Genomic DNA, 12,791 nt, shown 5'->3' with positions numbered 1-12,791 from the left:
AACAAATGTGAGATTTCACCAATAAGGGAGGAAATTAATGGTCAATTTTATTATTTTTTGTTTAATTAGTTTAGCGATATTTTATGGATTGGGTTTTTTATTTGGATTTTTTTCTGAGGGTTTTAAAGAGTTGATTCATAAACGAAAGATAAAGAAAAACCGCGGGAAATCTATTTATAAGTAGGATTTAAGGAGGGAGTTTATGAGGAGGATAGCCTTGTTTTTTATTTGCTCTTTAACGTTCTTTACAATGACAGATATGGTAAATGCACACCCTGGAAGGACGGATGGCAACGGTGGACATACTTGCCGTACAAATTGTGAAAAATGGGGATTGGATTACGGTGAATACCATTATCACAATGGTGGAAGTTCTGGTTCTGGAGGTGGCTCTTTCTCAGGATCAACATCTACTGTTCAACCAAGTGGACCCTCTCCAGAAGAAATCGCTGAAAGAGAAAAATCACAGGGTGAAAAAGATGGTTACGCAGCTGGATTGGAGGCCGGTTATGAAGGAAAAACTGAATCCCCTTCTCCAACTGGGTCTGATGCATACATAGAAGGATATAATGCAGGTTACAAAAATGGTTACACAAAAGGGGCAAAAAAATTAGAAACTGATAAATCGAAAGCACAAAATGAAGGGTATGAATTTGGTAAAAAGAATGATTCAATTACAATTCCAAAAGCATATCAAAATAACGCATATTTAAAAGCAGCTTTTGAAGAAGGCTTTAACAAAGCTGTCTCAGAACGAGATGAATTAAAGAAAAAAGAGTACAATAAGCAAGGTTATAATGACGGAAAGAAAGACATCTATAATGAGCCAAAGGATGTAAAAGATATCTATATCAAAGCCTATAAAGAAGGTTACGAAAAAGCACAAGCTGAATTGAAAGAAACATATCTACAACAAGGTCATGAGGCTGCATTCAAGTCATTAGTATATGAAGAACCAAAATTGGACAATGCCAAATTTATAGATTGGTATAAAGAGGGCTTTGAATCGAACAAAGAAGTTAAAAAGATTAAAGATGCTGCTTACAACTTGGGACTAAGTGGAGAACAGTATAAGATTCCTCAAGAATACGTTAAGGCTGAAAAGATTTATAGACACTATTATGAAAAAGGATTCAAGGAGTACGAAGAAGAGAGAAAAGAAGATACTGCAAAAACCGCTGGTGGAACAGGGATTATTACTTTAGCATGGTTAGCACGCCGTTTTTATGTCGCTAAAAAAATGGTAAGTTAACAAACGGGGGCTTGATGTATGGGAATTTACCGTAATATATGTTATAAAGTCGAGGATGCATTTGTCAAATTTCTTACAAAAGGGAAAGATCCTGAAGAAATAAGAAAAAAAGTTGAAGCATACCGTAAGGAAAAAGAACAAGAAAGACTTCGTAAGAAAGAAGAAGCTGAAAAAAGAATTGCAGAACAAAAAAGACTTCAAGAAGAGAAAAAAGAAATCGAACGACAAGAAGTTCTTGCTCTACTTTCACAAGTTGTTGATGTCGATAATAAAGGGTACACGCAATATGAGTTTAACGAAGTAAAAAATAATAAAAATTTTTTTCAGTCATTGATCCAACGTGTTTTTGAACAAAACGAGAAAGGGTTAACTTTTATATATTGTGAGTTTGATAAATCAAGCAAGAAAGAGATAAAAGGTTATTTGATTGCTACAAACAAACGAGTATTATTCGTAAACAAATCTTTAACTTTTATGGATAAATTTCGATACCAAACTATTATTAATGTCAACTGGTTTGCGGATGGCATCTTAGAAAGAGGTTTATTAATCCAATATGGAAAAAGACGCTTAGAATTTGATGAAATGTATGATTCTGAACAAATGAAGAGATTAGGAAATGTAATACTGAACATGGCATCAAATAAATAATACAATCTTAGGTCCTTTTGGACTTTTCTTTTAAACAACTAAACCGAACATACATTCTCAAAGGAGGCATGTTCAAATGGCACGCTTTCAAAAGTACGATACCAAAAAAGGCGAGCGCTGGATGTTTGTCATTGAAAATGGAATTGATCCGCAAACCGGCGCACGTCAAAGAATTGTCAGACGTGGTTTTAAAAAGAAAAAAGATGCACAGGATGCTGCAACGGAATTAGAATACCAACTTGGTAAAAGAAAAATGAACTTAAAAAATGACATTACATTTGAGGAAATGGCAGACGAATGGCTTGAAATATACAGCGAAACAAAAGTGAAAATCAGCACCATTCGAGTAAGGAAACACGAAATTGGTCATCTGAACAGTTATTTTGCTAAGTATAAAATTAAAGATATCACCAAAAGAATGTATCAAAACGCATTAAATGATTTAAAGAAAAATAAAAAATTAGCTCATAACACAATATCTGGTATACACAGTACAGGCAAAATGATTTTCAAAAGAGCGATGGAACAAGACTTGCTGCTTGTCGATCCTACTGAATATGCTTATATCCCGGGTGACAAAACGACAGTTGAAGAAATTGAAAATACAAGCATAGAAGATAAATACCTAGAGAAGCATGAATTAAATCTTTTCTTAGAGAAAGCAAAAGAGTTTGGAAAAGACTATTACGTGATGTTTTTTACATTGGCTTGGACAGGTTTACGTGTTGGTGAGTTACTTGCTCTGAAATGGAAAGATATTGATTTTCAAGAGCGTACAATCATTGTCACTAAAACTTATTACAACCCAACTAACAGCACAAAAAAGTTTCAGTTACTCCCACCCAAAACAAAGAAATCCATTCGGACAATCGATATTGAAGATGAGGTAATTGAGGTTCTTAAAAAACATCAATTAAAACAAAAGGAACTAAAGCTCCAAATCGGTAATGACTACTATGACGAAGGGTTTGTATTCGGAAGATTAAATCCGCCTTATTATGGATACCCTCACTTCATTAAAACCGTCGAGCTTAGAATGGAAAAAATATTAAAACACATTCCTTCTATAACAAAAAAATTGACACCACACTCACTTCGGCATACGCACACATCTCTTCTTGCTGAAGCTGGAGTAGATCTGTTACAAATCATGGAGCGTTTAGGACATGCTGATGAAGAAACAACGACACAAGTTTATTTACACATCACAAAAGAGCGCAAAAAAGAAGCTTCTCGAAAGTTCGCGGAACTCATGAGAAGCGTAAAAAATTCATAATGGCACCAAAAAGGCACCAAAATTTTTGGTGCCTTTTTGAAAACCTTGATATATTAAGGTTTTTTCGTCGAAATTACATCATTCCGCCCATTCCGCCCATGTCAGGCATTGCAGGACCTTTGTTTTCTTCTGGTTTGTCAGCAACAACAGCTTCTGTTGTTAAGAACATAGCGGCAACAGATGCTGCATTTTGAAGCGCAGAGCGAGTAACCTTAGTAGGGTCTACGATACCAGCTTCGATCATGTTTACCCACTCGCCAGTAGCAGCGTTGAAGCCGATTCCTACTTCTTCACGCTTTAAGCGCTCAACGATTACAGAACCTTCTAATCCAGCGTTGTGAGCGATTTGACGTACAGGCTCTTCCATCGCACGTAATACGATGTTGATACCAGTAGCTACATCGCCTTCTGCTTCGATTGCAGCAACCTTGTTGTATACGTTAAGAAGTGCAGTACCACCACCAGCGACGATACCTTCTTCAACAGCCGCACGAGTAGAGTTCAATGCGTCTTCAATGCGAAGCTTGCGCTCTTTCAATTCTGTTTCAGTAGCCGCACCAACTTTGATTACCGCTACACCGCCAGCCAATTTTGCAAGGCGCTCTTGTAATTTTTCACGGTCAAATTCAGAGGTTGTTTCTTCTAATTGTACGCGAATTTGGTTGATACGAGCGTCAATAGCAGACTTGTCGCCAGCACCTTCAACGATTGTTGTGTTTTCTTTTGTAACAACAACTTTCGCAGCACGTCCAAGGGATGCGATTGTAGCAGATTTAAGGTCGCGTCCAAGCTCTTCAGTGATCACTTCACCGCCAGTTAATGCAGCGATATCTTCAAGCATAGCTTTACGACGATCACCGAAGCCAGGAGCTTTAACAGCTACAGCGTTGAATGTTCCACGAAGCTTGTTCACAACAAGTGTTGCAAGAGCTTCACCTTCAACGTCTTCAGCAATGATTAATAATGGCTTACCTTGTTGAACCACTTGCTCAAGAACTGGGAGGATTTCTTGAATGCTTCCGATTTTCTTATCAGTAATTAAGATATATGGATTTTCGAGAACAGCTTCCATTTTTTCAGAGTCTGTTACCATGTATGGAGAAGCGTATCCACGGTCAAATTGCATACCTTCTACTACATCAAGCTCTGTTGTGAAGCCTTTAGATTCTTCGATTGTGATTACACCATCGTTACCAACACGTTCCATTGCTTCAGCAATCAATTGTCCTACTTCTTCATCAGCAGCAGAGATTGCAGCAACTTGAGCGATAGCAGATTTGTTTTCTACTGGTTTCGAAATCGCTTTTAATTCCTGAACTGCTACACTAACCGCCTTTTCGATACCTTTGCGGATACCCATTGGGTTTGCACCAGCTGTTACGTTCTTTAGACCTTCACGGATCATTGCTTGAGCAAGAACAGTTGCAGTTGTTGTACCGTCACCAGCGATATCGTTCGTTTTGCTTGCAACTTCAGCAACAAGCTTAGCACCCATGTTTTCAAATGGATCTTCTAATTCGATTTCCTTCGCGATTGTTACACCGTCATTTGTAATAAGCGGAGAACCGAATTTCTTTTCAAGAACAACGTTGCGTCCTTTAGGTCCAAGTGTAACTTTTACTGCATTTGCAAGAGCATCTACACCACGAAGCATCGAACGGCGAGCTTCTTCGCTAAACTTAATGTCTTTTGCCATAATAAACAACCTCCCTGATATAATGTTTTTGTTAAGTATAAAATGTAGTCTCTATTTTTTAAGTATAAAATTTTAGCCGATAACCGCTAAAATGTCGCTTTCACGTAAGATTAAGTATTCAGTACCTTCGTATTTCACTTCAGTACCAGCATATTTTGAGAAGATAATACGATCGCCAACATTAACCTCTAAAGCTACACGTTCACCGTTGTCAAGCACACGTCCTGTACCAACGGCAACTACTTTACCTTCTTGAGGCTTTTCCTTAGCTGTGTCCGGTAAAACAATACCGCTAGCAGTTTTTTCTTCAGATTGAACTAGCTCAATAACAACGCGATCACCTAATGGTTTTAACAAGTCAAACAACCTCCTCAATAAATATTCCAAATTTTTATATATTAGCACTCATCTCTGTTGAGTGCTAACACAGTTATTATAATAAATAAATCTGACTCTTTTTGCAAGTATTTAATTAAAAATTTTTCCTTCAGGGTTTAACCTTTAACATTATATACATTATTGCTTGTATTATCCTTTTTTACAAAAAAAAATCGTATTTTTTCTATGATACACTTTCATTTGAACACCCTTCAGATAAACAGTACAATAGAGAATGTTAAGCCTTAGACCTATATAGAATTATGTTTTAGAAGTGTCGTTATGTTTACATAAGTCCTAAAGGAGAGACCATTTTTGAAGAAAGAATATTGGTTTATTATTATTGCATACATAGCAATGCAGCTTACAAGCATTATTGGCATACCTATTTTTATGTTGATCGGTCATTCACTGGGCTTTCAGGGTGAAGATCTTCAGGTAAAATCAGGCGCATATTGGATTGTTTTCAGTTTTCTTGTAACTCTTTTTCTCATCTTATTTTTCTTACGCAAAGATATAAAAGAATCTTTTTTACAACGCTCTGGAAAAGCTTCAGTTTTTGCTTCGGTACTATGGGCCATTGGAGGAGTTTTCATTGCCATGTATGCACAAGCTTTTGTAGCCATGTTAGAAAAGTCCATTGGTATCGAACCGGGGTCAGAGAATACACAACGAATCATTTCATTAATAGAAACCGTTCCAATGGTAGTATTAGTAAGTTCTATTGTTGGCCCGATATTGGAAGAGATCGTTTTTAGAAAAATTATTTTTGGAGAATTATACAAACGAATGAACTTTTTCTTTGCTGCTATTATCAGCTCTGTCCTATTCGGTTTTGCTCATTTTGAGCCAATTCACATTCTTTTATATACCTCTATGGGATTAGTGTTTGCTTTTCTATATGTAAGGACAAAAAGAATCCTTGTCCCAATCTTTGCTCACATGGCTATGAACACATTAGTAGTCATTTTACAAATTTACAGGGAAGACATCGAGAGGTATTTACAGAATATGGAACAAGGAGCACATCTTTTTATCTTTCGTTTTATTGGAGGCATACTATGAGACGTCAATCACCCTTAACAACTGGGATTATTTACTTCATTTTGGGGATTTTATTTACCGTTTTTGCCGTACAGAACGTATCTGAAGACGGCTGGAATTTCTTTTCCTTTTTGTTGATTTTTTTAGCTACACTTGACTTCGGTTCTGGTATTAGAATGATTCTTCTTCATTTTAAAATAAAAGCCATACACAAGAAAAAGTAAAAGAGGTAACCCAAGGTCCGTTTTGACCGACGGGTAAACCTCTTTTTTTATTTCATAAAGATGATAAACCTTAAGGATTTACCATACCCTCTTCTTCTTCATTTTCTACATTAATTGGATAATGCTTTAAGAAATACACTAATGATTGCAATTCAACCGCTAAGTCAATATGATGCACCCGGATAGTAGGTGGTACATTTAAACGAGCGGGTGTGAAATTCAAAATACCTTTTACATCTGCGTTTACGAGACGATCCGTAATGGTTTGGGCAACGTGTGCAGGAACTGTTAAAATAGCGACGTTTACATTTTCCTCACGCAGCTTTTCTTCAATTTGCTCCATATGAAAAATAGGAACATCCCCAATTTTTGTTCCAACCTTATTTTCATCGACATCAAATGCTAGTTCAATTTTTGTATTATTGTTTTTTAAAAAATTATAATTTAAAAAGGCTGTACCTAAATTCCCTACTCCGATTAACGCTACTTTCGTTAATTCGTCTTGATCAAGTGTTTTTCTGAAAAAGGATAATAAATAGTTTACGTTATATCCATACCCCTTTTTCCCTAATGCTCCAAAATAAGAAAAATCTCTTCGAATCGTCGCTGAATCAACCTTTACCGCTTCACTCAATTCTGCAGAAGAGACTCTTTGCTTTCCCGAAGAGTGAAGGTTTTTCAAAAATCGATAATATAGGGGCAGTCGTTTTGCTGTTGCCTGTGGGATTTTCATTTGTTCTTGTGACATGCTATTCCCCTCCATCTACTTGGTTAAGCTGTCTATCGTAATCAGGACTTGAAACTCCGCCTGTTTTTTTCACCAGATACGTCTCTCCAATAATCATTCCTTTATCAACGGCTTTACACATATCATACACGGTCAAAGCTGCAGCAGAGGCTCCTGTTAACGCTTCCATTTCCACTCCGGTCGACCCTTTTGTTTTCACTGTTACAGTTATGATAAGTCGATAATTCTCTTCTTCCGTCTTCCAATCAAAAGATATATCTACTCCATGAATTGGAATAGGATGACACATTGGTATGATCGAAGAGGTATTTTTGCAAGCCATAATACCGGCAATTTGAGCAACAGATAAAACATCGCCCTTCTTCATCTCATGGTTCGTAATTTTATGATAGATTTCTTCATTAACTAAAATACTTGATTGAGCAATGGCTGTTCTCACCGTTTCAGGCTTATGACTAACATCCACCATTCTTGCTCTTCCCGCATCATTAAAATGAGAAAATTCACCCATATCTATACACCCCTCCTTTTGATAATACACTATTTTTCATATTTTGTGTTCGAAATTTCACAAAATAAGGCTATTGTAAAATCTCCGAACACCTTTGTTGCTCGTCCCTTTTCTTTCGTTTACACTAACACTATGTAATAGAGGTGAAAAAACAATGATCTTACTTCAAGTGAATGGTCTTTCTAAATATTATGGGGCAGAACTCATTTTTTCAAATATAAAGTTAGAAATACAAAATAGAGATCGCATCGGTTTAGTCGGAAGAAATGGTGCCGGAAAATCTACGTTACTAAAAATCATTGCTGGACAATTATCTTATGATGACGGTGAAATTATTAAGCCTAAAGATGTTACGATTGGTTACCTTGCCCAAGACACAGGTCTCGAATCGCAATTATCGATTTGGGATGAGATGCTTACGGTGTTCTCCCCTGTAATGGCTCTTGAAAAAAAGCTGCGCAGTTTAGAAGAAATAATGTCTAAACCAGAAACCTTCGAAAACGAAGATTTCTACAAAAAGGTTCTAAGAGAATATGATGAACTGCAGCTTCGTTTTAAAGAAATGGGCGGCTATCAATATGAAGCAGACATTCGCTCAGTTCTTCACGGGCTTCAATTTTCTAACTTTGATTACAATACGCAAATCTCTACTTTGAGTGGTGGACAAAAAACGCGTCTTGCCCTAGGGAAATTGTTATTATCCCAGCCAGATCTCTTGATTCTGGATGAACCTACAAACCATCTTGATATCGAAACGCTCACATGGCTGGAACAATATTTGCAAGGCTATAAAGGAGCTGTATTTATTGTTTCCCATGACCGCTATTTCATGGATAAAGTGATCAACCAAGTATATGAAATGACCAGAAACTCTATCAAAAAATACTATGGCAATTACAGTGATTACTTGGTTCGAAAAGCGGAAGACTTCGAGCGGGAAATGAAGCTCTACGAAAAGCAGCAAGAAGAGATTGAGAAGCTAAAAGATTTTATTCAACGTAATATTGCTCGAGCTTCTACCACCAAACGTGCACAAAGCAGGAGAAAGCAGCTTGAAAAAATGCACGTGATGGACAGGCCTATTGGTGATGAAAAATCCGCATCTTTCTCTTTTGAAATTGATCGACAAAGCGGAAATGAAGTATTGAACATACATGACTTAGCCATCGGGTATAACGGAAATCCTATTTCAAAAAACATTTCCATGCGTATTACAAGAGGGGAAAGCATTGCGTTAGTAGGACCAAATGGAGTTGGAAAATCGACGTTGCTAAAAACCTTAATAAAAAAACTACCCGTTTTGGCAGGCTCCATTCAATTCGGTACAAATGTTACAGTAGGCTACTACGATCAAGAACAAGCAAATCTTGTTTCAAATAAACGCGTTTTAAACGAATTGTGGGATGATTATCCTCTTAAAACAGAAAAGGAAATCCGCACAATTCTAGGTAATTTCTTATTTTCTGGAGATGATGTTTTAAAGACTGTGTCCTCTTTAAGTGGTGGAGAAAAAGCACGTCTGGCCTTAGCAAAACTTATGATGCAGAAAGCTAATTTTTTAATTCTCGATGAGCCTACCAACCACTTAGATTTAGATAGCAAAATTGTACTGGAAAACGCCTTGATTGATTATCCAGGAACTTTATTATTTGTTTCTCATGACCGGTACTTTATTAATCGAATTGCAACAAAAGTGATTGAACTTTCCAAAGATGGGGCAGAGGAATTCTTAGGGGATTACGATTATTTTGTTCAAAAAAAGCAGGAGCGATTTGAATTAAGAGAATTAGAAGCTGCGCAAAAATCTACAGAAACTCAAAACCTACCTGAAAAAAGCGGCTACCAAATCGACAAAGAAGCCAAAAAAGCTGAACGTCAAAGACTAAGAAGAATCGAAGAAATTGAAAAGGCGATGGAAAAGCTTGAAACAGAAATCAGCGAATTAAATACATTACTCTGTGATCCTAATATATTTCAAGACCATGAAAAAGTAACAGAAATCAACAAAAAATTAGAGTTAGCAAATCAAGAACTCGAAAAGTATTTAGAAGAATGGGCGGATTTAGAAGAATAAAAAGACCTGTGATTGAAGACAAATTATATTTCTCGCACATTCAGATTGAAAACATCTGTCAGTCAAGGAACGAACTTGTGCGAGGATCTGGGTTAGCCTTGGCGGTAATGAGCATCGTAATAGATCGAAAGCAAACTGGCTAGGCGCTGTTGCTAGACAGAATTCGTGACGAAAGAATGATGTATTTGTCAACAGTCTGAAGGACCGTTGTTAGCGGTCCTTTTTTAATTGTGGAAAAATTAATAATATTATGTGGATAATTATTTTTTAATCTCTCTAAAAAATGTGGATAACCTCTTTAATCTGTGGAAAAGTGGATTAATTTTTGTGGATAATGTGGAAAAGAAGAATTTAGACCGTAAATTTAAGGACAAACTTGTTGACAAAAATGTGGATAATTTGTGGAATAGTTCAAAAAAAAAGTGGAAAGTATACGCATTGCACTGAAGAAAGTCCTAAAGACTTCCTAGGGAGAAGGTTATGCTTGTGCTTGAAGCTAGAAAAAAATGAAGCTGAATCTCAAATTGGATTCAGCTTCGTTCATTCTATACGGTTTCTAATTCTAAACCAGGATTTGCATTCATTTTTAAATCGCTTCTTTTCCCTTTTTCAAACAGGATACTACCGGCTGCTGCAATCATAGCAGCATTGTCCGTACATAGTTTTAATGGGGGAATAACTAATTCTATGTGAGATAGCGGCTGAAATGCAGCTTCCAATCTAGTTCTAAGTCCTTTGTTCGCAGCTACTCCGCCTGCAAGCAATACTTGCTTAACATCATATTCCTGAGCGGCCTGTACAGTTTTTGTTACAAGCACATCTACTACACTTTCCTGGAAGCTAGCAGCAAGATCTGCTGGATTTATGTTCTCCCCACGTTGAACTGCATTATGCATTGTGTTAATGACTGCAGACTTTAATCCACTAAAACTGAAATCATATGATCCCTCTTCAAGCCAAGCACGAGGCAATGGAATAGTAGGTTCTCCTTCATGTGCAAGACGATCAATATGAGGTCCTCCAGGATAAGGAAGATCTAATGTGCGAGCTACCTTGTCATAGGCTTCTCCAGCAGCATCATCTTTAGTTTCGCCTAGTACTTTAAACGAACCATGTTCCTCCATATACACAAGCTCTGTATGTCCTCCTGATACAACAAGAGAAATCAAAGGGAACTTTAATTCTGTCAATAAACGATTAGCATAAATATGGCCAGCAATATGATGAACGCCTACTAACGGAATACCGTGGGCAAAAGAAATAGCTTTTGCAGCATTTACACCAATCAACAAGGCTCCGACTAAACCCGGACCTTCCGTAACAGCAATTGCATCAATGTCATCATAAGATATTCCAGCTTGTTTTAAAGCTTCTTCAAGTACAATCGTAATTTGCTCCACATGGTGTCGTGAAGCAATTTCAGGAACGACACCTCCGAAGCGTTTATGACTTTCGATTTGGGAGGCAACAACGTTAGAAAGAATTTCTCTTCCATTCTTAACAACTGCTACAGCCGTTTCATCACAACTGGTTTCAATTCCTAAAATGATTTGTTCCTTCACTGTAAATTCACCCACATAACTAGAGCATCCTCACCATTATCTGTATAATAACGCTTTCGGATGCCTCCTTTTTGGAATCCTAATTTTTCATAAAGAGATTGTGCAATGATATTACTTACACGTACCTCTAATGTCATTACTTTAGCTCCTCTTTCAATAGCTATATCCATCATTTTTCTTAATAGAGCTTCACCCAAACGTCTGCCTCTATATTCAGGAAGAATCGCTATATTCGTTATATGTGCTTCATCAATGACTATCCAAGCACCGCAATATCCTACAATCTTTCCTTCATCTTCTAAAACAATATAAAGAGCGTATTGATTATGGTTTAGTTCATTGTAAAAAGCTTCCCGACTCCATGGAAGAGTAAAAGATCTTCTCTCTAATACCAAAACTTCATCAATATCATCTTCAGTCATTAAGCGAAACGTCATCGTTTGGCTCATCTCGGCGTTACCATTCCCTTTATAAAAATCTTATTTCTCTTTTTGCTTACTTAACCAATTTGCCTCAGCTTCCGCAAGGCGAACGTAATTTGGCACAAATGTGTGTACATCCTCGTCGGGCTTATGTAAACCTAAAAAAGCCAACTCACTTGGTCTTGGATTAAAAGAGACCGGCGGCGCAAATTCAGCCTGTTCCTTTAAAATATCCTGGAGTACTTCTTTATGCAAAGGCAGGTCGTTCCCAATAAATAAAATCTTTTCATCATAGCTACGAAGTGTTTCAGCCCAGTCAGTGGACTGAAGAATTTGATCTTCGAGTATAGTCTGCACAGAATCTTTTCTAACCTTATACAAGCCGGTATAGATTTGTCCTCTTCTTCCATCAAACAACGGGCTGATGAGCCCATTAAAAAATCGTCCTTGTGCAGCAATCACCTCTAAGCTGGATACACCACTTATCGGGATATTTAACGTCCAAGCCAACGTTTTAGCAATCGTTACTCCGATTCTAACCCCAGTGTAAGAACCTGGTCCTTTTGCCACGACAATCTTATTTAATTCCTTAGGGTTTACTTCACATTCTGTCATAAGCTGCTGAATTGCTGGCATTGCTCTGACAGAATGGTTTTTTTTAAGGTTCGTAATATACTCCCCTATTACCTTTTCTCCATCTAACAAGGCAACGCCTAGCGTGTAATTAGAAGTATCTATCGCCAATACCTTCATGACAAAATCTCCTTACATAATGAAACATACCGTTCACCAACAGGGTGAAATACAATTTTCCGTTCAACATCCGATAATCGATATAAATGAATGGCTAAACGCTCCTTTGGAAGCTGCTCTTCAATAAGATGTGCCCATTCTACGACCGTTACGCCTTCCCCTTCAAAATACTCTTCGAATCCCATATCCTCAGACTCATC

Annotated in this window: 14 protein-coding genes (1 of these 14 running past the window's edge); 6 read left to right on the top strand and 8 right to left on the bottom strand. The window is 37.2% G+C overall.

All coding sequences use genetic code 11. From position 1 onward, the window contains the following. Nucleotides 1-250 precede the first annotated feature (250 nt). The 3 genes from GD441_RS17625 (at nt 251) to GD441_RS05635 (ending at nt 3,179) form a co-directional block, all read left to right on the top strand. Nucleotides 251-1,252: a YHYH domain-containing protein gene (locus tag GD441_RS17625; protein ID WP_420849654.1), complete on the top strand. Its 1,002-nt coding sequence runs from the start codon at nt 251-253 to the stop codon at nt 1,250-1,252. Nucleotides 1,253-1,270: 18 nt separating this feature from the next. After that, nucleotides 1,271-1,903 (top strand): PH domain-containing protein, encoded by a 633-nt coding sequence (locus GD441_RS05640; RefSeq protein WP_153124606.1) that lies wholly within the window; start codon nt 1,271-1,273, stop codon nt 1,901-1,903. Nucleotides 1,904-1,979: 76 nt separating this feature from the next. Next, nucleotides 1,980-3,179 carry a site-specific integrase gene (locus GD441_RS05635; protein WP_153124604.1) on the top strand — a complete coding sequence of 400 codons (1,200 nt, stop codon included), beginning with the start codon at nt 1,980-1,982 and terminating at the stop codon, nt 3,177-3,179. 73 nt (nt 3,180-3,252) lie between these two features. On the opposite strand, the gene groL is transcribed toward GD441_RS05635, so the two are convergent. Both groL and groES read right to left on the bottom strand, forming a co-directional pair. After that, nucleotides 3,253-4,875 carry a chaperonin GroEL gene (groL, locus tag GD441_RS05630; RefSeq protein ID WP_153124603.1) on the bottom strand — a complete coding sequence of 541 codons (1,623 nt, stop codon included), beginning with the start codon at nt 4,873-4,875 and terminating at the stop codon, nt 3,253-3,255. 72 nt (nt 4,876-4,947) lie between these two features. Next, nucleotides 4,948-5,232 carry a co-chaperone GroES gene (gene groES / locus GD441_RS05625; RefSeq protein ID WP_153124601.1) on the bottom strand — a complete coding sequence of 95 codons (285 nt, stop codon included), beginning with the start codon at nt 5,230-5,232 and terminating at the stop codon, nt 4,948-4,950. Between the two features lie 336 nt (nt 5,233-5,568). Between groES and GD441_RS05620 the strand changes: the two genes are divergently transcribed. Next, nucleotides 5,569-6,318, top strand: coding sequence for a CPBP family intramembrane glutamic endopeptidase (locus GD441_RS05620; protein WP_153124599.1), 750 nt, complete (start codon nt 5,569-5,571; stop codon nt 6,316-6,318). Further along, nucleotides 6,315-6,521: a YdiK family protein gene (locus GD441_RS05615; RefSeq protein ID WP_153124597.1), complete on the top strand. Its 207-nt coding sequence runs from the start codon at nt 6,315-6,317 to the stop codon at nt 6,519-6,521. The genes GD441_RS05620 and GD441_RS05615 overlap by 4 nt, the downstream gene beginning before the upstream one ends. 70 nt (nt 6,522-6,591) lie before the next feature. Here the strand turns inward: GD441_RS05615 and GD441_RS05610 are convergent, their stop codons facing one another. Together GD441_RS05610 and moaC are read right to left on the bottom strand one after the other, a co-directional pair. Further along, nucleotides 6,592-7,269 (bottom strand): redox-sensing transcriptional repressor Rex, encoded by a 678-nt coding sequence (locus GD441_RS05610; protein WP_153124595.1) that lies wholly within the window; start codon nt 7,267-7,269, stop codon nt 6,592-6,594. Nucleotide 7,270: 1 nt separating this feature from the next. Further along, nucleotides 7,271-7,780: a cyclic pyranopterin monophosphate synthase MoaC gene (gene moaC / locus GD441_RS05605; RefSeq protein WP_153124593.1), complete on the bottom strand. Its 510-nt coding sequence runs from the start codon at nt 7,778-7,780 to the stop codon at nt 7,271-7,273. Nucleotides 7,781-7,934: 154 nt separating this feature from the next. Between moaC and GD441_RS05600 the strand changes: the two genes are divergently transcribed. Beyond that, on the top strand, nt 7,935-9,854 hold the full coding sequence (locus tag GD441_RS05600; RefSeq protein ID WP_153124591.1) for an ABC-F family ATP-binding cassette domain-containing protein: 1,920 nt from the start codon (nt 7,935-7,937) through the stop codon (nt 9,852-9,854). Nucleotides 9,855-10,399: 545 nt separating this feature from the next. On the opposite strand, the gene tsaD is transcribed toward GD441_RS05600, so the two are convergent. The 4 genes in view from tsaD to tsaE are tightly spaced (at most 30 nt apart) and all read right to left on the bottom strand, a layout consistent with a single transcriptional unit that may run on beyond the window. Next, complete coding sequence (gene tsaD, locus GD441_RS05595) at nt 10,400-11,416, bottom strand: tRNA (adenosine(37)-N6)-threonylcarbamoyltransferase complex transferase subunit TsaD (protein ID WP_225434148.1); 1,017 nt, start codon at nt 11,414-11,416, stop codon at nt 10,400-10,402. Beyond that, nucleotides 11,413-11,865 carry a ribosomal protein S18-alanine N-acetyltransferase gene (rimI, locus tag GD441_RS05590; protein ID WP_153124587.1) on the bottom strand — a complete coding sequence of 151 codons (453 nt, stop codon included), beginning with the start codon at nt 11,863-11,865 and terminating at the stop codon, nt 11,413-11,415. Before rimI ends, tsaD begins: the two co-directional genes overlap by 4 nt. Nucleotides 11,866-11,895: 30 nt before the next feature. Then, nucleotides 11,896-12,591, bottom strand: a complete 696-nt coding sequence (gene tsaB / locus GD441_RS05585) for a tRNA (adenosine(37)-N6)-threonylcarbamoyltransferase complex dimerization subunit type 1 TsaB (protein ID WP_153124584.1) — start codon at nt 12,589-12,591, stop codon at nt 11,896-11,898. Next, nucleotides 12,588-12,791, bottom strand: partial view of a tRNA (adenosine(37)-N6)-threonylcarbamoyltransferase complex ATPase subunit type 1 TsaE gene (gene tsaE, locus GD441_RS05580; RefSeq protein WP_153124582.1) — the final stretch only. Its footprint extends 252 nt past the window's final position; the window shows 204 of its 456 coding nt (coding positions 253-456); its start codon lies off the right edge, out of view; it ends in the stop codon at nt 12,588-12,590. Before tsaE ends, tsaB begins: the two co-directional genes overlap by 4 nt.

It is taken from the genome of Peribacillus tepidiphilus (assembly GCF_009466385.1).
In the GTDB taxonomy this organism is placed as follows: domain Bacteria; phylum Bacillota; class Bacilli; order Bacillales; family DSM-1321; genus Bacillus_BN; species Bacillus_BN tepidiphilus.
The sequence above is the reverse complement of the archived record's forward strand: the minus strand, read 5'-3'. Positions and strand labels throughout refer to the sequence as shown.

Excerpts from the sequence above, each read along its gene's own strand:
- GD441_RS05635 (WP_153124604.1), top strand. The coding sequence starts at position 1,980 with ATGGCACGCTTTCAAAAGTACGATACCAAAAAAGGCGAGCGCTGGATG.
- GD441_RS17625 (WP_420849654.1), top strand. The coding sequence starts at position 251 with ATGACAGATATGGTAAATGCACACCCTGGAAGGACGGATGGCAACGGT.
- GD441_RS05610 (WP_153124595.1), bottom strand. The coding sequence starts at position 7,269 with ATGTCACAAGAACAAATGAAAATCCCACAGGCAACAGCAAAACGACTG.
- groL (WP_153124603.1), bottom strand. The coding sequence starts at position 4,875 with ATGGCAAAAGACATTAAGTTTAGCGAAGAAGCTCGCCGTTCGATGCTT.
- GD441_RS05640 (WP_153124606.1), top strand. The coding sequence starts at position 1,271 with ATGGGAATTTACCGTAATATATGTTATAAAGTCGAGGATGCATTTGTC.
- moaC (WP_153124593.1), bottom strand. The coding sequence starts at position 7,780 with ATGGGTGAATTTTCTCATTTTAATGATGCGGGAAGAGCAAGAATGGTG.
- GD441_RS05600 (WP_153124591.1), top strand. The coding sequence starts at position 7,935 with ATGATCTTACTTCAAGTGAATGGTCTTTCTAAATATTATGGGGCAGAA.
- GD441_RS05615 (WP_153124597.1), top strand. The coding sequence starts at position 6,315 with ATGAGACGTCAATCACCCTTAACAACTGGGATTATTTACTTCATTTTG.
- rimI (WP_153124587.1), bottom strand. The coding sequence starts at position 11,865 with ATGAGCCAAACGATGACGTTTCGCTTAATGACTGAAGATGATATTGAT.
- tsaB (WP_153124584.1), bottom strand. The coding sequence starts at position 12,591 with ATGAAGGTATTGGCGATAGATACTTCTAATTACACGCTAGGCGTTGCC.